At 69.6% G+C, this 19,285-nt stretch carries 24 protein-coding genes; 20 read left to right on the forward strand and 4 right to left on the reverse strand.

Going from position 1 to position 19,285, the window contains the following annotated elements:
• The first annotated feature begins 17 nt into the window (after positions 1-17).
• The 4 genes from prmC to OG417_RS09645 all read left to right on the forward strand — a co-directional run bounded on the left by prmC (position 18) and on the right by OG417_RS09645 (position 2,534).
• A complete protein-coding gene (gene prmC / locus OG417_RS09630) occupies positions 18-881 on the forward strand; it encodes a peptide chain release factor N(5)-glutamine methyltransferase (RefSeq protein ID WP_329252832.1) in 864 nt (287 codons plus the stop codon).
• A gap of 172 nt (positions 882-1,053) precedes the next feature.
• Entirely contained in the window at positions 1,054-1,188 is a 135-nt protein-coding gene (locus tag OG417_RS09635) for a type II toxin-antitoxin system HicA family toxin (RefSeq protein WP_329262215.1), read from the forward strand.
• A complete protein-coding gene (locus OG417_RS09640) occupies positions 1,188-1,406 on the forward strand; it encodes a type II toxin-antitoxin system HicB family antitoxin (protein ID WP_329252835.1) in 219 nt (72 codons plus the stop codon). Before OG417_RS09635 ends, OG417_RS09640 begins: the two co-directional genes overlap by 1 nt.
• 126 nt (positions 1,407-1,532) lie before the next feature.
• The gene (locus OG417_RS09645) at positions 1,533-2,534 is read left to right on the forward strand and encodes an L-threonylcarbamoyladenylate synthase (RefSeq protein ID WP_329252838.1); all 1,002 of its coding nucleotides are present in this window, start codon (positions 1,533-1,535) and stop codon (positions 2,532-2,534) included.
• A 156-nt stretch (positions 2,535-2,690) separates the two neighbouring features.
• On the opposite strand, the gene OG417_RS09650 is transcribed toward OG417_RS09645, so the two are convergent.
• Positions 2,691-3,077, reverse strand: a complete 387-nt coding sequence (locus OG417_RS09650; protein ID WP_329252841.1) for a hypothetical protein — start codon at positions 3,075-3,077, stop codon at positions 2,691-2,693.
• A 275-nt stretch (positions 3,078-3,352) separates the two neighbouring features.
• Between OG417_RS09650 and OG417_RS09655 the strand changes: the two genes are divergently transcribed.
• The 14 genes from OG417_RS09655 (at position 3,353) to OG417_RS09720 (ending at position 13,593) form a co-directional block, all read left to right on the forward strand.
• Positions 3,353-3,613, forward strand: a complete 261-nt coding sequence (locus OG417_RS09655) for a hypothetical protein (RefSeq protein WP_329252844.1) — start codon at positions 3,353-3,355, stop codon at positions 3,611-3,613.
• Positions 3,614-3,768: 155 nt separating this feature from the next.
• A complete protein-coding gene (locus tag OG417_RS09660; protein ID WP_329252847.1) occupies positions 3,769-4,917 on the forward strand; it encodes a glycosyltransferase family 4 protein in 1,149 nt (382 codons plus the stop codon).
• A gap of 123 nt (positions 4,918-5,040) precedes the next feature.
• Positions 5,041-5,469 carry a hypothetical protein gene (locus OG417_RS09665; protein ID WP_329252850.1) on the forward strand — a complete coding sequence of 143 codons (429 nt, stop codon included), beginning with the start codon at positions 5,041-5,043 and terminating at the stop codon, positions 5,467-5,469.
• Between the two features lie 60 nt (positions 5,470-5,529).
• The gene (locus tag OG417_RS09670) at positions 5,530-5,748 is read left to right on the forward strand and encodes a hypothetical protein (protein ID WP_329252853.1); all 219 of its coding nucleotides are present in this window, start codon (positions 5,530-5,532) and stop codon (positions 5,746-5,748) included.
• Positions 5,749-5,830: 82 nt separating this feature from the next.
• Positions 5,831-6,619, forward strand: a complete 789-nt coding sequence (atpB, locus tag OG417_RS09675) for a F0F1 ATP synthase subunit A (RefSeq protein ID WP_329252855.1) — start codon at positions 5,831-5,833, stop codon at positions 6,617-6,619.
• Between the two features lie 68 nt (positions 6,620-6,687).
• Entirely contained in the window at positions 6,688-6,927 is a 240-nt protein-coding gene (gene atpE, locus OG417_RS09680) for an ATP synthase F0 subunit C (protein ID WP_285579650.1), read from the forward strand.
• Between the two features lie 38 nt (positions 6,928-6,965).
• Positions 6,966-7,526 carry a F0F1 ATP synthase subunit B gene (locus tag OG417_RS09685; RefSeq protein WP_425551002.1) on the forward strand — a complete coding sequence of 187 codons (561 nt, stop codon included), beginning with the start codon at positions 6,966-6,968 and terminating at the stop codon, positions 7,524-7,526.
• Positions 7,526-8,341: a F0F1 ATP synthase subunit delta gene (locus tag OG417_RS09690; protein WP_329252861.1), complete on the forward strand. Its 816-nt coding sequence runs from the start codon at positions 7,526-7,528 to the stop codon at positions 8,339-8,341. Before OG417_RS09685 ends, OG417_RS09690 begins: the two co-directional genes overlap by 1 nt.
• A 38-nt stretch (positions 8,342-8,379) precedes the next feature.
• Positions 8,380-10,017, forward strand: a complete 1,638-nt coding sequence (atpA, locus tag OG417_RS09695; protein WP_329252863.1) for a F0F1 ATP synthase subunit alpha — start codon at positions 8,380-8,382, stop codon at positions 10,015-10,017.
• 3 nt (positions 10,018-10,020) lie between these two features.
• Positions 10,021-10,944, forward strand: a complete 924-nt coding sequence (locus OG417_RS09700; protein WP_329252867.1) for a F0F1 ATP synthase subunit gamma — start codon at positions 10,021-10,023, stop codon at positions 10,942-10,944.
• An 8-nt stretch (positions 10,945-10,952) separates the two neighbouring features.
• Positions 10,953-12,392, forward strand: coding sequence for a F0F1 ATP synthase subunit beta (gene atpD, locus OG417_RS09705; RefSeq protein ID WP_329252870.1), 1,440 nt, complete (start codon positions 10,953-10,955; stop codon positions 12,390-12,392).
• A 26-nt stretch (positions 12,393-12,418) separates the two neighbouring features.
• Positions 12,419-12,808, forward strand: coding sequence for a F0F1 ATP synthase subunit epsilon (locus tag OG417_RS09710; RefSeq protein WP_329252873.1), 390 nt, complete (start codon positions 12,419-12,421; stop codon positions 12,806-12,808).
• A 34-nt stretch (positions 12,809-12,842) separates the two neighbouring features.
• Positions 12,843-13,280, forward strand: a complete 438-nt coding sequence (locus tag OG417_RS09715) for a DUF2550 domain-containing protein (RefSeq protein WP_329252876.1) — start codon at positions 12,843-12,845, stop codon at positions 13,278-13,280.
• Between the two features lie 109 nt (positions 13,281-13,389).
• Complete coding sequence (locus OG417_RS09720; RefSeq protein ID WP_329252879.1) at positions 13,390-13,593, forward strand: hypothetical protein; 204 nt, start codon at positions 13,390-13,392, stop codon at positions 13,591-13,593.
• Between the two features lie 33 nt (positions 13,594-13,626).
• Here OG417_RS09720 and OG417_RS09725 read toward each other — a convergent pair whose 3' ends face one another.
• Entirely contained in the window at positions 13,627-14,577 is a 951-nt protein-coding gene (locus tag OG417_RS09725) for a helix-turn-helix domain-containing protein (RefSeq protein ID WP_329252882.1), read from the reverse strand.
• Positions 14,578-14,674: 97 nt separating this feature from the next.
• On the opposite strand from OG417_RS09725, the gene OG417_RS09730 reads away from it, so the two are divergent.
• Both OG417_RS09730 and OG417_RS09735 read left to right on the forward strand, forming a co-directional pair.
• On the forward strand, positions 14,675-15,709 hold the full coding sequence (locus tag OG417_RS09730) for a saccharopine dehydrogenase NADP-binding domain-containing protein (protein ID WP_329252885.1): 1,035 nt from the start codon (positions 14,675-14,677) through the stop codon (positions 15,707-15,709).
• A 25-nt stretch (positions 15,710-15,734) separates the two neighbouring features.
• The gene (locus OG417_RS09735; RefSeq protein WP_329252888.1) at positions 15,735-16,730 is read left to right on the forward strand and encodes a HEAT repeat domain-containing protein; all 996 of its coding nucleotides are present in this window, start codon (positions 15,735-15,737) and stop codon (positions 16,728-16,730) included.
• Here the strand turns inward: OG417_RS09735 and OG417_RS09740 are convergent.
• Both OG417_RS09740 and OG417_RS09745 read right to left on the reverse strand, forming a co-directional pair.
• A complete protein-coding gene (locus OG417_RS09740; RefSeq protein WP_329252891.1) occupies positions 16,727-17,320 on the reverse strand; it encodes a cob(I)yrinic acid a,c-diamide adenosyltransferase in 594 nt (197 codons plus the stop codon). The two genes, OG417_RS09735 and OG417_RS09740, sit on opposite strands and share 4 nt — an antisense overlap.
• Positions 17,321-17,632: 312 nt before the next feature.
• Entirely contained in the window at positions 17,633-19,132 is a 1,500-nt protein-coding gene (locus tag OG417_RS09745) for a M20/M25/M40 family metallo-hydrolase (RefSeq protein ID WP_329252894.1), read from the reverse strand.
• Positions 19,133-19,285: the final 153 nt, after the last annotated feature.

Raw genomic sequence — 19,285 nt, forward strand, 5'->3', positions numbered from 1 at the left:
CCTGACAATGACGTGACATGACCCATCTGCTCTCCGACGAGATCGCTCGCGCGACGGCACGCCTGGCCGCCGCGGGGATTCCGTCGCCCCGGGCCGACGCCGAGGAGCTGGCGGCCTTCGTGCACGGCGTCAAGCGCGCCGAGCTGCACACGGTGCCGGACTCCGCGTTCGACGCGCGGTTCTGGGCGGGCATCGCCCGGCGCGAGGCCGGTGAGCCGCTCCAGCACATCACGGGCCGGGCGTTCTTCCGCTATCTGGAGCTTCGGGTGGGGCCGGGCGTGTTCGTCCCCCGGCCGGAGACCGAGGTCGTCGCCGGCTGGGCGATCGACACGCTGCGCACGATGGACGTCGGCGATCCGCTCGTCGTGGACCTCGGTACGGGCTCGGGAGCCATCGCCCTGTCCATCGCCCAGGAGGTCCCGCGAGCGCGCGTCCACGCGGTCGAGAAGGACCCCAAGGCCTATGTCCACGCGACCCGTAACATCGAGGAGCTGGACGAGCGCGGCCGGGTCCGGCTGCACCTCGGCGACTTCGCCGACGCGCTGCACGATCTCGACGGCACCGTCGACCTGGTCGTCAGCAACCCGCCGTACATCCCGATGTCGGAGTGGGAGTACGTCGCGGAGGACGTCCGCGACTTCGACCCGCCGTCCGCGCTGTGGGGAGGCGGCGACGACGGCCTCGACGCGATCCGCGTGGTCGAACGCACCGCGCGGCGGCTGCTGCGTCCCGGCGGCTGGGCCGCGGTCGAGCACAGCGACCTCCAGGGCAACCCCGTCTACTGGATCTTCGCCGAAGAGCACGGCTGGCGCGACATGCGCAACCACAAGGACCTCACCGGCCGCGACCGCTTCGTCACCGCCCGCCTGGGCACCGAATAAACGGCCTCCACGCACAACGCGCGCGGAACCAATCATGCAAATGTTTTGCTCGTGAGAGAGTAGTTACTTAACGTCATTGCACGATTACTCTCCAAGGGGCGGAAACCCGCGTGCCGATGAAGGTCAATGAGATCATCAAGCTGATAGAGAGGATGGATGGTCGATGGTTCGGATGGCGGGGAGCCACCGGCAGTTCAAGCATCCGTCAAAGCCGGGCTTAGTGACGATCGCCGGCAAACCAAGCCGTACCTTGCCGCCAGGAACCGAGCGGAGCATCCTGAGACAGGCGGGGGTGAGGAGGCCGTGATGAGCAGGTATGCGGTGGTCATCGAGCAGGCCGAAGACGGAGGATATGGGGCATATGCGCCAGATCTGCCGGGCTGTGTTGCGGTCGGAGAGACAGAAGCAGAAGTCATCGCTTTGATGCGGGACGCCGTCGAACTGCATCTTGAAGCCATGCGAGAGGCCGGCGAGCAGGTGCCGGCTCCCTCAACGGTGAGCGTCGCAGTGATCGAGGCCGCGTGACGGGCCGGGACCGGTTCGTCGCCGACGCTCGGTGAGAGTGCCCCTCACAGGCGAAGGGTCCCTCTCGTGGGCGGTCCCGTGCGGTCCGTGCGCGGAGGGCTTCGCGGCGGTGGGAGAATGGCGGCCGTGAGCCGACGCTATGACTGCTCAGAGCCCATGGAGCGCACCCGGGGGATCGCCGAGGCCGTCTCGGCCGTACGCCGCGGCGAGCTGATCGTCCTGCCCACCGACACGGTCTACGGCATCGGCGCCGACGCCTTCACGCCCGCGGCGGTGACCGCGCTGCTGGAGGCCAAGGGGCATGGTCGTGACATGCCCGCCCCGGTGCTGGTCGGTTCCGTACGCGCGGCCCAGGCGCTCGTCGAGGACTTCGGCACGTACGGGCAGGACCTGGTGGACGAGTTCTGGCCGGGCGCGCTCACCCTTGTCTGCCGGGCCAACAGCACGCTCGCCTGGGACCTCGGCGACGCCAAGGGCACGGTCGCGATCCGCATGCCGCTGCACCAGCTCACGCTGGAGCTGCTCAAGGAGACCGGGCCGATGGCGGTGAGCAGCGCCAACCGCGCCGGCGCCCCGCCGGCCCGCGCCGCCGACGACGCGGAGGCACAGCTCGGCGACGCGGTCGAGGTCTACCTCGACGACGGGCCGAGCGGCGATGACGCCCCCTCGTCGATCGTCGACCTGACCGGGGCTGTGCCGCGCCTCCTGCGCGTCGGCGCGATCTCCGAAGCGCGGCTCCGCGAGGTGTGCGGAGTGCTGCTCAGCGACGAGGACGAGCCCGCCGCCAACGACGACGAGCCCGGCAAGACGGATGAGCCTGTCAAGGCCGACGAGCCCGCCGACGCCGAGGAGTCCGCCAGGACGGACGAGTCTGTCAAGGCCGAGGAATCCGCCGACGCCGAGGAGTCCGCCAAGGCGGACGAGCCTGTCAAGGCCGAGAAGCCCGCCGACGCCGAGGAGCCCGCCAAGGCGGATGAGCCCGCCAAGGCCGAGAAGCCCGCCGACGCCGAGGAGTCTGCCAAGGCGGATGAGCCTGCGAAGGCCGAGGCGTCCGTCAAGGCGAGCGAGACGGTCGAGAAAGAGGCGGCGAAGGCGGAGCGGTCCGGCGACGCGGACGGGAGCGCCTAGGCTCTCGAAGCCCCGCCGTCCGGCTGAGTGGGGTCCAGGCGGCGCCTCGGCGCGCTGTCGTGGGCTCGCCCGGCCGGACCGGGCCGACTCCCTACCCCGTCCTGCGGCGCGCCGCCTGGACGCCGCTAGCCACGGACGGGGGCTTCCGGCCAAGCCCTAATAGCGCCGGCGCCAGCCGCCGCACTTCCTGATCCGGAACTTCTTCTTCCGCCACCCGCCGACGCACTCCTGGGCGTACAGGTGGCCGGTGTTCGGCGCGCTGACGGTGCGCCATCGCCGTCTCCGCCCGCCGGGGCCCAGCGCCACGACCCGTACGACGGCGCCGTGCCGCCCGGTGAAGGTGAGACGGACGGCGGGGGTCCGGCCGTCCTTCCTGGTGTCCCTGAGGAAGAACGACAGCGTCACCTTCGCCGGGCGCCTGCGGTAGACGCCGAAGGCGTCCACGCCGCGCAGGCCGGTCGAGCGCCAGAAGCCGGTGTCGGCGTGGGCCGCGGGCGCGACCGGCGAGAGCACGGCCATCAGCACGCCGGCCACGAGAGTCATCGCGACACGCCGCATCGGCCAGGCCCCCCATGGTCGTCTCCTCCGGGCGGAACGGCGCAGGCAGCGGCCCGGACACTCCGGTCCCTTCCCGCGAAGGGCGCCGGTCAGCGGCCGTACGGACACGGCTGGGCGGCGCGTGACTCATTCGTGACCAGGATGCACAAACCAATGGGGTCGTTCACGGGTCTAACCGGTCAGGACGGTACCTCTCCCCGCCTCCGGGGGCCCCGTCGCGGGAAGGCACGGACTGGAGGCGTCGACGCGCTGGAGGAGCGATGTCCACCGTGGAGCCGAACGACCATCCGGGCGACGGTGCCCTCGCGCGCCACCGCGAAGCAGGGGAGACGATCCGTGACTGCCGGTCGGCGTCCGCGCCGGTGGCCGCGCGCCCGCGCGAGGCCGGCCGGGACATCGGCCGCATCGCCCAGATCGACGAGTGGATCGGTCTCGCCGCGGAGCGCGGCGGTGCCGCGCGCGGGGACGCACGCGCGGACCTGCCGGATTCCCGGCGGCACTCCGGCGAGCACCCCTGCTGAACTGCGACGTCACGCGAGACATCGTCGCAACGTGATGTGATGATCGCGCACAGTGATACCCGCGGGACGGCGCCTCCTGGTGGGCCGGGAGCAATAGAGTTGGTGCCCGGTTCGTAACGGGTATGCGGTAGCGCGCGTCGCAGGGAGGTGGACGAGTGAGGGAGTACATCCTCACCTTCCTGACGGGCGCGATCGTCACGTACCTCCTCGTGCCCCTGGTGTTGAAGGTCGCCATCTGGTTCAAGGCCATGACCCCGGTGCGCGACCGTGACGTCCACGCGATCCCGACGCCCCGGATGGGCGGCCTGGCGATGTTCGGGGGCATGCTGGCCGCCCTGCTCATGGCCTCCCGCCTGCCTCACCTGCACAAGGTCTTCACCGAGAGCCCGACCTGGATCGGCCTGTTGTCGGCCGGAGGCCTGCTCGTCGTGGTCGGCATCGCCGACGACCGGTGGGAGATCGACGCGCTGACCAAGATGGCGGGTCAGGTCGCGGCCGCCGGCCTGCTCATCATGAACGGCGTCCAGATCTCCTGGATCCCCAAGCCCGGCGACAACCTCGTGCTGCCCCCGTCCTACGGCATACCGCTGACCATCATCGTGGTGGTCGCCACCATCAACGCGGTGAACTTCATCGACGGCCTCGACGGCCTGGCCGCCGGCATCGTCGGCGTGTCGGCCCTGGCCTTCTTCCTCTATTCCTTCCTGGTCACGGTCGTCGTCCACCTCGACCACCAGTCGGCGCCGGCCCTCATCGCGGCCATCCTGGCCGGCATGTGCACCGGATTCCTCCCGCACAACTTCAGCCCCGCCCGGATCTTCATGGGCGACACGGGCTCGATGCTGATCGGGATGCTGCTCGCCGCCTCGATGATCACCGTCTCCGGGTTCGACCCGGTCGCGCTGCGCGGATCGATCAACCGGTTCCCGACGCTGCTGCCGCTGATCCCGATAGCGATCCTGGTCGTGCCGTACGCCGACATGCTGATGGCCGTGGTCCGGCGTTCCTACGACGGACGGTCGCCGTTCGCGCCGGACAAGAAGCACCTGCACCACCGGCTCCTGGACCTCGGCCACTCGCACCGGGGCGCGGCCCTGGTCATGTACCTGTGGACGGCGCTGTTCTCGTTCGGCGTGGTGGCGCTCTCGGCGGTCAAGTCACCGCTGATCGTGCTCAGCGTGGCGAGTCTCGTGGCGATCGCGACGCTGGTCGTGATGGCCTTCCCCCAGCTCCGCCCGCACGGGCGCCGGCACCGCGGGACCGCGGAGGCGCAGTCCGATCACCGACCGCGACAACCCGCCTGAACTGCGCACTTTGCCATAACTTGACGCGCAAACCGGAGTCTGAGAAGCTTGTGATATCTTTCACGAGCGGCAAGTAGCCAACACGGCATGTAGTTAACACAGTGTGAACACCCCGGAGCACTCATGCAGTCCACCGACGCCCGGATCCTCCGCGGCGCCGCGATCCCCACAGGCCTGGCAGGGCTAGTCGCGATCATCGCCGGCCTCCTGTTCGCGGGAGGCAAGGGCGTGCTGGGCGCGGCCATCGGGGCTGTCCTCGTTCTCGTATTCTTCACCCTCGGCATGCTCGTCGTCAGCTATGTCTCGAGATTGTCGCAACAACTTGTGATGATGGCCGGTCTGCTGGGTTATCTCATCAAACTGATCGCGGTGTTCGCCCTCGTGGCCGCCCTGAACCATGTGACGGCATGGAACGCCCACGTCTTCGGCTGGACTGTGCTGTCGCTCACGATCGTCTGGCTCGCCGCAGAGGTGAATGCCACGATCAACGCCCGCCAGCCGTACGTCGAATCCGGCCGCACATCCCGTGACCTCGGCAAACCGGGCACATGATGACATTGGACTACTCCAATATGACTATGCGGCAGGTAGCCTGCTATCGTCCGGAGCGCGATGACTGGAAATGGGCGTCTGCCCGACGAGTCGCAGGACCGCGAGTTCGCCAACGCCGTGTCGGCCGCCCCCGCCACCATTCTGGCTGGGATGCTGGTCTTCGGCGGTGTGGGCTGGCTCCTCGCTCGCTGGCTGGACGTCACGGCGCTGCTACCTATCTTCCTGGTGCTGGGCCTGGTCTTCGCTGGCTACCTGGTCTACGTCCGCTACGGCCGCTGAGCGCGCCGGGCGGAGCCGTGGCCCACCGAGACGACAGCAAGGTTGCCGCCTTGATGAGCTACGACCGCGAAAGGAACACCGGGTGAGTGCCCCGCACATCCTCGCCAAAGACTTCGAAGCCCCGGGCCTCGGCCTGTTCCAGTGGAAGCCCCTCTTCCACATAGGTCCTCTCGCCGTCGCCAAGCCGATCGTGCTCTGCCTGCTGGTGATGATCGTTGTCGTCGCCTTCTTCTGGGCTGCCTTCGCCAAGCCGAAGCTCGTGCCGCGCGGCTGGCAGAACGTCGGCGAGGTCGCGTACATGTTCGTCCGCGACGAGATCGGCCGGCCGTTCCTGGGCAAGGACGCCGAGAAGTGGATGCGCCTGCTGATCCCGACGTTCTTCTTCGTGTGGATCGGCAATCTGATGTCGGTGGTGCCGGTGGCGCAGTTCCCGGTCAACTCCCGCATCGCGTTCCCGATGGTGCTCGCGGTCCTGATCTACCTGACCTTCTGGGTCGTGGGAGTCAAGCACCAGGGATTCTTCGGCCTGCTGAAGAACGCGACGATGCCGCCCGACCTGCCCTGGGCGCTCTACATCATCGTCATCCCCATCGAGTTCGTCTCGACGTTCTTCATCCGGCCGTTCACCCACGCCGTGCGGCTCTTCGCGAACATGTTCGCGGGCCACCTCCTGATCGCGCTCTTCGCGACCGTCGGCTTCCACTTCCTCTGGGAGAAGGTCACGCCGCTCGGCTTCGGGGTGGGCGTCCTGGGTGCGGTCCTGACGATCGTCATGACCGCGTTCGAGTTGTTCATCCAGGCGGTGCAGGCATACGTCTTCACGCTGCTCGCCGCCTTCTACATAAGCGCCGGACTCTACTCCGACCACTGAGACCCGTCCGCAGAACGTCAACACGTGACCGGCGGAGACGACCGCCGGCCTAGCGAAAAGGAATCCGAATGTCTTTCCTCGCCGCCGCTAGCACCAACATCAACCCCGGCCTCAAGGCGATGGGGTACGGCCTGTCCGCCATCGGTCCGGGCATCGGCGTCGGCATCGTCTTCGGTCAGGGCGTGAACGCCATCGCGCGCCAGCCCGAACTGACGAGCACCATCCGCACGAACATGCTGCTGGGCTTCGCCTTCAGTGAGGCGCTCGCCCTGATCGGCCTGGTCGCGCCGTTCATCTACACCTCCTGACCGAGGTCCGACTCTGACGGAAGGCTGTGCACGCCATGATGTTGGCCGAACACGCCGCCGGGTTCGTCGCCGCCGCGGAGAAGAACCCCAACCCTCTGCTCCCCGACGCGGCTGAGCTGATCTTCGGCACGATCTCGTTCCTCATCGTGCTCTTCGTTCTCGGCAAGATGCTGATCCCGCGGATCCAGCAGACCCTCGCCGAGCGCACCGACGCGATCGAGGGCGGCATCAAGCGCGCCGAAGAAGCGCAGGACGAGGCCCAGCGGGTGCTCGAGCAGTACAAGGAGCAGCTCGCCGAGGCACGGCACGAGGCCGCTCGTCTCCGCGAGGAGGCCCGCGAGCAGGGCGCGCAGATCATCGCGGAGATGCGCGAGCAGGCGCAGACCGAGGCGCAGCGCGTCATCGACCAGGCGCACGCCCAGATCGAGGCCGACCGCCAGCAGGCCTTCACCCGGCTGCGCACGGAGATCGGCGAGCTGGCCGTCGACCTGGCGAGCCGCATCGTGGGCGAGTCCCTCGAGGACGAGGCCCGTCGCCGCGGCACCGTCGACAGGTTCCTCGACCAGCTCGAGGACCGGACGGCACGGGCGGAGGCGTAGTGAGGGGCGCCAGTAGGGCTTCGCTGGCCGAGGCCACCGAGCGGCTCGAGGCCGTGCTGTCGGCGGGTGACGCCGCGGCGCTCGGCGACGAGTTGTTCGCGGTGCTGCGGCTGCTCGACCGCGAGCACGTGCTCCGGCGGGCGCTCGCGGACCCGGCCCGGCCGGCCGACCAGCGGTCCGGGCTCGCCTCGGCCGTGCTCGACGGCAAGGTCTCGCCGGCGGCCGCCGAGTTCGTCGCCGAGGTCGTACGGCTGCGGTGGGCGCGCTCGACCGACCTCACCGACGCGGTCGAGCGGTTCGCCGTGATCGCGGAGGTGGCGAGCGTCGAGGCGTCGGGTCGGCTCGACGACCTCGAGGACGAGCTGTTCCGCTTCGACCGCATCGTCGAGGCGCAGCCGGAGCTGCGCGGCGTTCTCGTCGACCACCGCGTAGCGGGCGAGCGCAAGGCCACGCTGGTCGGTGAGCTGCTGGAGGGCAAGACGACTCCGGCGACGCTGCGGCTGGTCACCGAGGCCGTGACGCACCCGCGAGGACGTAGTCTGGAGCGTGTGCTCGCGGAGTTCGGCCGCATCGCCGCCGAGCGCCGCAACCGGCTGGTCGCGGTGGTCCGCACCGCGGTGGACCTGAGCGAACAGCAGAAGACGCGGCTCACCGCCGCGCTCTCGGCGCAGTACGGCCGCGATGTTCACGTGAACATTGAGGTTGATCCCGCCGTTTTGGGTGGAATGTCCATCCGAGTGGGGGATGAGGAAATCGACGGCACCATCGTGCGCAGGCTGAACGACATCCGCCGGCGTATCGAGCGGGCGAGCTGAACCCCAAGCATCGAACTCACGGAGAGAGACGAAGAAGAATGGCGGAGCTGACGATCCGGCCGGAGGAGATCCGGAGTGCGCTCGAGCGCTTCGTCCAGGCGTACGAGCCGGAGGCCGCCGCGAGCGAGGAGGTCGGGACCGTCGTCGAGTGCTTCGACGGTATCGCCTTCGTCGAGGGTCTTCCCTCGGCCATGGCGAACGAACTCCTTGAGTTCGAGGACGGCACGCGCGGCATCGCGCTGAACCTTGACGTTCGGCAGATCGGTGTCGTCATCCTGGGCGATTTCTCCACTATTGAAGAGGGCCAGCAGGTCCGCCGCACCGGCGAGGTCCTGTCGGTCCCGGTCGGCGACGGCTACCTCGGCCGCGTCGTGGACTCCCTCGGCAACCCCATCGACGGCAAGGGCGCGATCGAGACGACCGGCCGCCGCGAGCTCGAGCTCCAGGCGCCCGGCGTCATGCAGCGCCAGCCCGTGGGCGAGCCGCTGCAGACGGGCATCAAGGCGATCGACGCCCTCACGCCGATCGGCCGCGGTCAGCGCCAGCTGATCATCGGTGACCGGCAGACCGGCAAGACCACCGTCGCGATCGACACGATCCTGAACCAGAAGCAGGCGTGGGACAGCGGCGACCCGAACAAGCAGGTGCGCTGCATCTACGTCGCCGTCGGCCAGAAGGGCTCGACGATCGCGCAGGTGCGGGCCACGCTGCAGGAGGCGGGCGCGCTGGAGTACACCACGATCGTGGCGGCCCCGGCCTCCGAGCCCGCGGGCTACAAGTACATCGCCCCCTACACCGGTTCGGCCATCGGCCAGCACTGGATGTACCAGGGCAAGCACGTCCTGATCGTGTTCGACGACCTGTCCAAGCAGGCGGAGTCCTACCGCGCGATCTCGCTGCTGCTGCGCCGCCCGCCGGGCCGCGAGGCGTACCCCGGTGACGTCTTCTACCTCCACTCGCGTCTCCTGGAGCGCTGCGCGAAGCTCTCGGACGACCTCGGCGCCGGCTCGATGACCGGTCTGCCGATCATCGAGACCAAGGGCAACGACGTCTCCGCCTACATCCCCACCAACGTCATCTCGATCACCGACGGGCAGGTCTTCCTGGAGACCGACCTGTTCAACCAGGGTGTCCGCCCGGCCATCAACGTCGGTATCTCGGTGTCCCGCGTCGGCGGCGCCGCGATGACCAAGGCGATGAAGAAGGCCACGAGCAACCTGAAGCTGTTCCTGTCGCAGTTCCGCGACCTGGAGGCGTTCGCGGCGTTCGCGTCCGACCTCGACGCGGCCTCGCGCGCCCAGCTCGACCGCGGCGCCCGCCTGGTCGAGCTGCTCAAGCAGCCGCAGAACGACCCGTTCCCGATGGAGGAGCAGGTCGTCTCGATCTGGGCCGGCACCAACGGTGAGCTGGACGAGGTGCCGATCGAGGACATCCGCCGGTTCGAGGCCGAGTTCCTCGACTACATCAAGCGCACCGACGGGGGTCTGCTCGAGACGATCCGGGAGACCGGCAAGTTCGAGGACGACACCGTCACGAAGCTCAAGGACCTCATCGCCGAGTTCAAGAAGGGCTTCGAGACGACCAGCCACGGCCTCCTGCTGCAGGAGGAGACGGTCGAGGCCATCGACGCGGATGACGTGGAGCAGGAGAAGATCACCCGCGTGAGGAAGAAGTAGCCGATGGGTGCCCAGCTTCGGGTCGTACGACGCCGCATCGCCTCGACGAAGTCGATGGCGAAGATCACGCGTGCGCAGGAGCTCATCGCCTCGTCGCGGATCGTCAAGGCGCAGCAGCGGGTGCGGGAGTCGGGGCCGTACGCCCGGCAGATCACGCGGGCCATCTCCGCGCTGGTCAGCCACAACGTCGGCGTCAGCCACCCGCTCCTGGAGAAGCGGGCCGACAGCAAGCGGGTCGCGGTGCTGCTGATCACCAGCGACCGCGGCTTCGCCGGCGGCTACAACGCCAACGTCATCCGTGAGGCCGAGGGTCTGATGACCCTGCTGCGCGAGGAGGGCAAGGAGCCCATCCCGTACATCGTCGGCCGCAAGGGCGTCGGCTGGTACCGCTTCCGCGAGCGCGACTACGGCGACGAGTGGACCGGATTCAGCGACAACCCGCGCTTCGAGCACGCCGAGACGATCGGGCGCGCGCTCGTCGAGGAGTTCAACAAGCCGGCCGAGGAGGGCGGTGTGGGCGAGATCCACATCGTCTACACCGAGTTCGTCTCCATGCTGACGCAGACCGCCCAGGTGCACCGTCTGCTCCCCCTGGAGATCGAAGAGGCCGAGGAGCTTCCCGAGGAGCAGCGCTCCCAGGGCGCGCTGCCGGCGTACGACTTCGAGCCGTCGGCCCAGGCGGTCCTCGACGCGCTCCTGCCGAACTACATCGAGAGCCGGATCTGGCACATGCTGCTCCAGGCGGCCGCGTCCGAGCACGCCCAGCGCCGGCGGGCGATGAAGTCGGCGACCGACAACGCCAATGATGTGATCCAGAACCTGACGCGGGTGGCCAACCAGGCCCGCCAGGCCGAGATCACGCAGGAAATCAGCGAGATCGTCGGTGGCGCGAACGCGCTGGCCGAGACGTCCGCGGGGAGTGAGTGAGAGCCACCATGACTGCTTCGGTAGAAGAGACCGCCACCTCCACGGCGACGGGTCGCGTCGCCCGTGTCACGGGCGCCGTCGTCGACGTCGAGTTCTCCGTCGAGACGATGCCCGACATCTACAACGCGCTCCACATCGACGTCACGCTCGGCGACGTCGAGCGCCGGCTGACCCTCGAGGTCGCCCAGCACATCGGCGACAACATGGTCCGCGCCATCTCGCTGCAGCCGACCGACGGCGTCGTCCGCGGCGCCCCGGTGTTCGACACGGGTGCGGCCATCTCGGTGCCGGTCGGCGACGGGGTCAAGGGCCACGTGTTCAACACGATCGGTGAGGCCCTCGACGTGCCGACCGCCTCGCTGGAGGTCAGCGAGCGCTGGCCGATCCACCGGCACGCGCCGGCGTTCGACCAGCTCGAGAGCAAGACCGAGATCCTCGAGACCGGCATCAAGGTCATCGACCTGCTCACCCCGTACGTCAAGGGCGGAAAGATCGGCCTGTTCGGCGGCGCGGGTGTGGGCAAGACGGTGCTCATCCAGGAGATGATCACCCGTGTCGCCCGTAACCACCGGGGCACCTCGGTGTTCGCGGGCGTCGGCGAGCGCACCCGTGAGGGCACCGACCTGCTGCTGGAGATGAAGGAGGCGAACGTCCTCAAGGACACCGCCCTCGTCTTCGGCCAGATGGACGAGCCGCCGGGCACCCGTCTGCGGGTCGCGCTGTCGGCGCTGACCATGGCGGAGTACTTCCGCGACGTCCAGAACCAGGACGTGCTGCTGTTCATCGACAACATCTTCCGGTTCACCCAGGCGGGTTCGGAGGTCTCCACGCTGCTGGGCCGCATGCCCTCCGCGGTGGGTTACCAGCCGACCCTCGCCGACGAGATGGGCGAGCTGCAGGAGCGGATCACCTCGACCCGCGGCCACTCGATCACCTCGATGCAGGCGATCTACGTGCCCGCGGACGACATCACCGACCCCGCGCCGCACACCACCTTCGCCCACCTCGACGCCACGACGGTGCTCTCGCGTGCGATCACGGAGAAGGGCATCTACCCGGCGGTGGACCCGCTCGACTCCACGTCGCGGATCATGGACCCGGTCATCCTCGGCCGGGAGCACTACGACGTCGCCCAGGAGGTGAAGCGGATCCTCCAGCGCTACAAGGAGCTGCAGGACATCATCTCCCTCCTCGGCATCGACGAGCTCTCCGAAGAGGACAAGATCACGGTGGAGCGGGCGCGCCGCATCGAGCGGTTCCTGTCCCACCCGATGCACATGGCCGAGGCGTTCACCGGTCAGAAGGGCGAGGACGTGCCGCTCAGCGACACGATCGCGTCCTTCAAGGCGATCACCGAGGGCAAGTACGACCACCTTCCGGAACAGGCGTTCTTCATGGTCGGCAGCATCGAGCAGGCCGAGAAGAAGGCCCAGGAGCTCCAGAAGTAGCCCAGAGCCGTTCGGAGGAGAACGAAGTGGCAAAGCTACGCGTGGAGCTGGTCTCGCCGGAGCGCGAGATCTGGGCCGGCGAAGCCGATATGGTCGTGGCCAAGACCATCGAGGGTGAGATGGGCATCCTGCCCGGCCACGCGCCGGTCCTCGGCGTGATGGTGGACGGCAGCGTGGTCCGCATCCATCCGTCCGACGGCGGCGAGCCCGTCGCGGCGATGGTCTCCGGCGGATTCTTCTCGGTCGCCTCGAACGAGGTGTCGGTGCTCGCGGAGTACGCCGAGCTGGGCGGCGAGGTCGACGTCCGCGCCGCCCGCGAGGAGTACGAACGCGTGTCGGCGCAGGAGGGTGATGAGGCCGCCGCGGCACAGCGCCGCGCGCGGGCACGGCTGAGGGCCGCCGGCCAAGAAGTCTGATCGGCACCGGTCTCCGCGGGGGAAGCAGGGGGGAGTGGGCGGGCACCTGGCACTCGACGTAGGGGCGGTCCTTGCCGCCGTCCTGCTGGCGGTCATCGTCGTGTTCGCCATGCTCTCGGTGAGGCGCTGGCTACTCGAACGCCGCGGCGGCACGGTGGAGTGCAGCCTGCGCGAGCCGGACGGCCGCGGCGTGTGGCGGCTGGGCATCGGCCGCTACCACGGTGACGAGCTGCTCTGGTTCGCGATCTTCGGGTTTCGGTTCAGGCCCCGGCGGGTGGTTCACCGCCGGGGCCTCGTCGTTTCCGGCCGCCGCACGCCGAAGGCCGAAGAACAGGCCGCCCTCCAGCCGGACACCGGCATCGTCGAGGTGCGCGACGACGGCCACACGGTCGAGCTGGCCATGAGCGGCGCCGCGCTGACCGGCTTCCTGGCCTGGCTGGAGGCCTCCCCGCCCGGTTCCTCACTCAACTGATGAGCGAGGATCTCGAGGACCGGCTCGTCCGGCTCGACCAGCCGCGAGAGGTCGCCAGGCGGCCGGGCTGTGGCTTGCGGCCCGGCTGGCCGACGAGGGCTTCCGGTGGGTGAAGTCACGCCACACGCTGGAACGCCGGACCGGCGGCCGCAGGGAACGCGTCATCCTGCAGAGCTCCATGTCCAACCGGACCGGCGGTGAGGTCAGGATCCGCTCCGTCCTCAACGTACGGGACGACGACCTGCGTGCGTGGCGGCGCGCCAATCCCAGGCTGACGGCTCCCTACGTACCGAGTGGCGGCGTCTCGCTCTGACCGGCCTCCCGGCCTGCCGGGAGGCCTCCTCGCTCAACTGACGTTCTGGCGGCGGAAGGCGCGGCGGTAGCCGTCGGGGGATACGCCGACGGTGCGGTTGAAGTGCCGGCGGAGCGTGGTGGCCGTGCCCATGCCGGTGGCCTCCGCGATGGCGTCCACGCTGTCGCCGGTGGTCTCCAAAAGCTCCTGGGCGCGGCGGATCCGCTGGGTGAGCAGCCATTGCAACGGTGTGGTCCCCGTCGTCGACCGGAAGTGACGGCTCAGGTTGCGTGAGCTCATGTTCGCCTGGCGGGCCAGATCCTCCACTGTGAGCGGCAGGTGCAGTCGTTCGAGCGCCCAGGGGAACAGCGCGCCGAGAGGGCGGTTGCGCCGGTCGGGCATTGGCATGGTGACGAACTGTGCCTGGCCACCGGCCCGGTGGGGTGGTACGACCAGCCGCCGGGCGACCGCGTTGGCGATCGCCGAGCCGTGGTCGCGGCGTACCAGGTGCAGGCACAGGTCCATCGCGGCCGCCTTGCCGGCGGAGGTGAGGACGCGGTCGTCGTCGACGTAGAGCACCTCCGGGTCGACCTCCACCCGGGGGTAGCGGGCGGCGAGCGCCTCGGCGTGAGCCCAGTGTGTGGTGGCGCGCCGTCCGTCCAGCAGGCCGGCGGCGGCGAGTACGAACGCGCCCGTGCACAGGGAGGCCACGCGCACGCCGGCCTCGTACGCCGTGCGCACGGCGTCGACGAGGTCGGCGGGCGGATCCTCGTCGACGTCGGCCCACGCGGGAACGATCACGGTGTCGGCCCGCGCGAGCCGGTCCAGGTCGTCATCGGGCTCAAGCCGGAACGGGCCGCCGGTCCGTACGGGCCCCCGCCCGCAGATGACCGTCTCGTACCAGGGGTCGGCCAGATCGGACCGGTCGGCGCCGAAGACCTCATAGGCCACCGACAGCTCGAAGTGCAGTATCCCGTCGGCGACGGCCAGCGCGATCGTGCCCATGTCCGAAATTGTATGCATAGTGGCGTTCCGGACACTCGTGCGGGATCGTCGCCGTCGGCACGATGGTCCCGTGGATCACTCGAGTGCGGGAGAACCGATGGGTCACATCGTGGCGGTGTACGGCGCCTACGGGCACACCGGGCGCTTCGTGGTTGAAGAACTGCGAGACCGCGGGTTCGTTCCGATCGTCGCCGGTCGGGACGCCGAGAGGCTACGCGCGCTGGGCACTGGACTCGACGCCCGCCCAGCGCGGGTCGACGACCCCGCTTCGCTCGACCGCGCGCTGGCCGGCGCGGACGCCGTGATCAACTGTGCCGGGCCCTTCGCCGCGACGGCCGCCCCGGTCATCGAGGCGGCGCTGCGCGCCGGGATTCCCTATGTGGACGTCTCGGCCGAGATCGAGGCCGACCTCGACACGTTCGCGCACTTCGCGGACCGGGCCCGCGCGGCAGGGGTCGTGGTGGTCCCCGCGATGGCCTTCTACGGCGGGCTGGGTGACCTGCTGGCGACGGCGGCCGTGGCCGACTGGACGGCGGCCGACGAGGTGCACATCGCCTACGGGCTGAGCAGCTGGCACCCGACCGCCGGTACCAGGGCGGCGAGCAGGGTCTCCGGGCGGCGGCGGGACGGCCGGGGCGTCCGCTACACCGGCGGCCGGGTGGAGTACCACGACGACGACCCGCCGACCCTTGAGTGGTCCTTCCCGGAGCCGATGGGCACGCGTGCGGTCATCGGGGAGTTCACCATGGCCGACATCGTCACCATCCCCAGCCACCTGCGCATCCCCGAGGTGCGGACGTACATGACCGTCGAGGCGGCCAGGGACGTGACATCCCCGGACACACCGGCACCGGCCGCGGTCGACGAACGCGGCCGGTCCGCACAGACGTTCCTGGTCGACGTCGTCGTCCGCTCCGGCGGAGTGCGACGGCGCGCGGCCGCACGCGGCCGGGACATCTACGCGGTCAGCGCTCCGCTCGCCGTGGAGGCCGTCCACCGCATCCTGACCGGGCGGGCCGGCGCGGCCGGGGTGGCCTCGGCCGGCGCGATCTTCGACGCGCCCGACTTCCTCCGTGCGCTGGCGCCCCACCTCTCGTTCGAACTCGCGCTCGAGAATTCGCTGGCACCCTAGCCCCCGGCCGGGTGAGGATGCCCGTGTGGAACCCGCTGCGGAAGATCTGCTCGACCGGGCCGTCGAGCTGGCTCGACAGGCCCGGGACGCCGACGACTACGAGGCCGTCTGGGAGATCCTCCGCGAGGTCGCGGCGGACGGACCGGCGTCACTCCTGGCCGGCACGGACCTGCTCGCCTCGTCCGATCCGGTGGTCCGCGCGGTCGGCTGTGACCTGCTGGGCTGCGCCAGTGACCTGCACGAAGCGGTCCGCGCGGACGCCGCGTCCGCGCTGCTGAGGCTCGCGCCGCCGGATACCGACGGCGACCTGAGCTGGTCGATCGCGCACGCCCTCGGCAGCACGCACGACCGGCGGGCCGCGCCCGTCCTGGTCTCGCTGGCGGAGCATCCGGACTCCGACGTCCGCCTCCAGGCGGCTCAGGCCCTGCCCTTCATGCCGCCGGAGGAGGTGGTGATCCGCGCGCTGATCCGGCTCACCGCCGATCAGGATTCGCCGGTACGGAACTGGGCGACGTTCGGCCTGGGCAGCCAGGCCGAGGCCGACACGCCCGCCGTACGGGAGGCGCTCTGGGCACGGGTCGGCGACGAGGAGGAGGACGTGCACGCCGAGGCGGTCTTCGGCCTGGCGCGGCGGCGCGATCCCCGGTCCACGGCCCTCATCGTCGAGCTGCTGGAGGCGGAGCAGGGCATCTACTCCTGGGGGCTCGAGGCCGCCGCGTGCCTGCGCGACCCGGCGCTGCTGCCGCACCTGACCGGGTACGACGCGAGCTCTCCGCCGGTCGCGACGGCACTGTGCGAGTGCGACCCCGCGGCGCGACGGCGGCGGGACGACTTCGCCGCGGCACTGCTCGACGCCGTGTACGAGCGGAGCCCGGACGCGGACCCCGCGGTGTTCTCCACGCTCCTCGAGACGGGGCTCATCCTGCGGACGACCCACGCCGAAGGCACGGACACCTGGTCGGTGGAGGCCCTCATGGAACGCGCCCACGGCGACGCACGGCGGGCCGCACGGGAAATCTAGCGTTCGCCGCCCGGCTTCCACAGGACGTCGCCGGTGTCGGCGTTGGCGATGCGGCCGAGAATGAACAGCAGGTCGGACAGGCGGTTGAGGTAGCGGGCGGTCAGCGGGTTCATGTCCGCGTGGGTCTCCAGGGCCGCCCAGGTCGAGCGCTCCGCCCGGCGTACGACCGTACGGGCCACGTGGAGCAGCGCGCCGCCGGGTGTGCCGCCCGGCAGGATGAAGCTGCGCAGGGTCGTCAGGCCCTCGTTGTGCTCGTCGCAGGCGGCCTCCAGGCGCGTGACGTACTCCTCGGTGACGCGCAGCGGCGGGTACTCCGGCTTCTCCACGACCGGCGTGCACAGATCCGCGCCGACGTCGAACAGTTCGTTCTGGACCCGCCGGAGGACGGCGGCGACCGCGTCGGGGAGGTGGCCGAGCGCGATGGCCGCGCCGATGGCGCTGTTGGCCTCGTCGACGTCCGCGTACGCGACCAGTCGTGGGTCGGTCTTGCCGGTACGGCTCATGTCGCCGAGGTTGGTCGTGCCGTCGTCACCGGTGCGGGTGTAGATCTTCGACAGTACGACCGGCTGGTCGTCACGCTCCTTCGCCATGCCACCAACCCTAGGGCCTGTCTCAAAGCCCCGCTGTCCTACTGCGCGGCGCTCGCTACGGACGGGGACTTTGAGACAGGCCCTTGAGACGGATTCGCCGACGTAGGCAACGTCGGATGGTGTCTGGTGCGTCTTCCCAGGTGACAGCCGTTCCGTGGCCGTTCGTGCGGGCCGGCCTGACAAGTGGCGCCCGGCGGACCTCGGGGGCGTGCCGGGCGCCACGATATCGCGTACCCCCGGCCGCACCGCGCGGAGCGGCCGGGGTACGCCCTGACGACGCGGCCCGGAGCCCGATGCTCCGAGGCGGCCGTCTCAGCTGGTGACCAGGTTCGCGGGCGCGTGCTTCACCTGCGGCAGCAGGGCCCTACGCGCCGTGGCGTGGTCGCCGTTGACCGGCAGCGTGCTTTTGGCGAACACCTGGACGGCGTGTGCGGCGCCGTCGGCGAGTTGGTCCAGGATCGTGGAGTTGTTGTTGGCGTAGGTGTCGCAGGCCTGGTGGTAGCAGCCGTCGTACGGCTTGCCGGCCTCGCCGCCGTAGATCTTGGCCTCCTCGGCGGTCTTGAGCTTCTCGGCGCCGGAGTCCAGACCGCCGGCCGGGATCCCGTTGTCGATGAACGGCCCGTAGTCCGAGCGCCCGTCGAACGTGCTCGGGGAGGTCTGCAGCTTGCGCGTGCCGTAGTAGTTGAGGAAGACCTTCTCGATCGCGCCCGAACCGGCGGGCGGGTTGGTGCCCGCGCCCTCGGAGTCGTCACCGTCGTAGACGCCGCGGCGGCCGTTGGGCGAGCCCAGCATGTCGAAGTTGAGGTTCAGCGCGATCGTGGCCCGCTGTGCGGCACTGAGGTGCGTCACGTAGTAGGTCGAACCGAGCAGACCCTCCTCCTCGGCTCCCCAGAAGGCGAACCGGACCTTGTTCTTGATCTGGTCGCCGAGCCGGGCGATCTGCTCGGCGACGGTGAGGACCGTCGCGGTGCCGCTGCCGTTGTCGTTGATGCCGGGGCCCTTGGTCACGCTGTCGAGGTGGGCGCCCATGACGACGACGTTGTCGGCGCGCCCGCGCTCGGTGTCGGCGATCACGTTGTGCGCGGTGCGCTGCTCATTGATCGTGCTGGTCTTGACGTGCAGCGTCAGCGTGCCCGAGGTCGCGGCCTTCACCAGGTCGGTGCCGAGCTGATAGCTCGGGCCGATGACCGGGATCTGCCAGGCCTGCCCCGCCGTGCCGGAGACCGGCCCCATCCGGTCCGGCGCGGTGCCGTCGTTGTAGATCGCGATGGCGGCGGCACCGGCGGTCTGTGCGTTGCTCGCCTTGTCGGAGAACGTGCAGCCGCCCCGCTTGACCAGCGCGATCTCGCCCTTGGCGAGTCCGGTGAAGTCGGCGGGCTCACAGCCGCTGCCCACCCCGGCACCGTCCGGGTCGATGGCGCGGGCCGTCGCGGTGACGTCGCCCGAACCGGAGTAGTCCAGCGTCTCGAAGTCGGTGCCGTACGTGTAGGACGGTCCGCCGGAGCGCTCGAAGACCGCGGGGGTCTTCTCCTTGTAGTACGCGAACGGGAAGTCCTGCACGGTGGGGTGGTAGCCGGCCTTCTTGAGCTGCCTGACGACGTACTGGGTCGAGACCTCGAAACCGGGTTCGCCGGCGGCGCGTGTGCCGCCGTTGTAAGTGGCGATGGTCTGCAGGTCGTGCTGGTGTCTGCGGATGTCCTGCAGCTTGACCAGTTTGTCCAGGCGAGGATGCCCGGCCGCGTCCGCGGGAGCCGCGGTGGCGACCGAGACGGCGGCGAGGCCGACGAGGGTACCGATGGCGATTCTGCGCACGAGCGCCCCTTCTAACGGTAAAGCGGAGGTAACGCACCTGAGATTGACACCGCAGTCATCCCCCGACCAGATGCTGAGACCTACTCGTTGTGCAGATCGAAATTTGTTTCTCTAGAATCGCGTTCGGTGCACTGACCCCGTACGTCCCGATAT

Source organism: Actinoallomurus sp. NBC_01490 (assembly GCF_036227085.1).
GTDB lineage: Bacteria > Actinomycetota > Actinomycetes > Streptosporangiales > Streptosporangiaceae > Actinoallomurus > Actinoallomurus oryzae.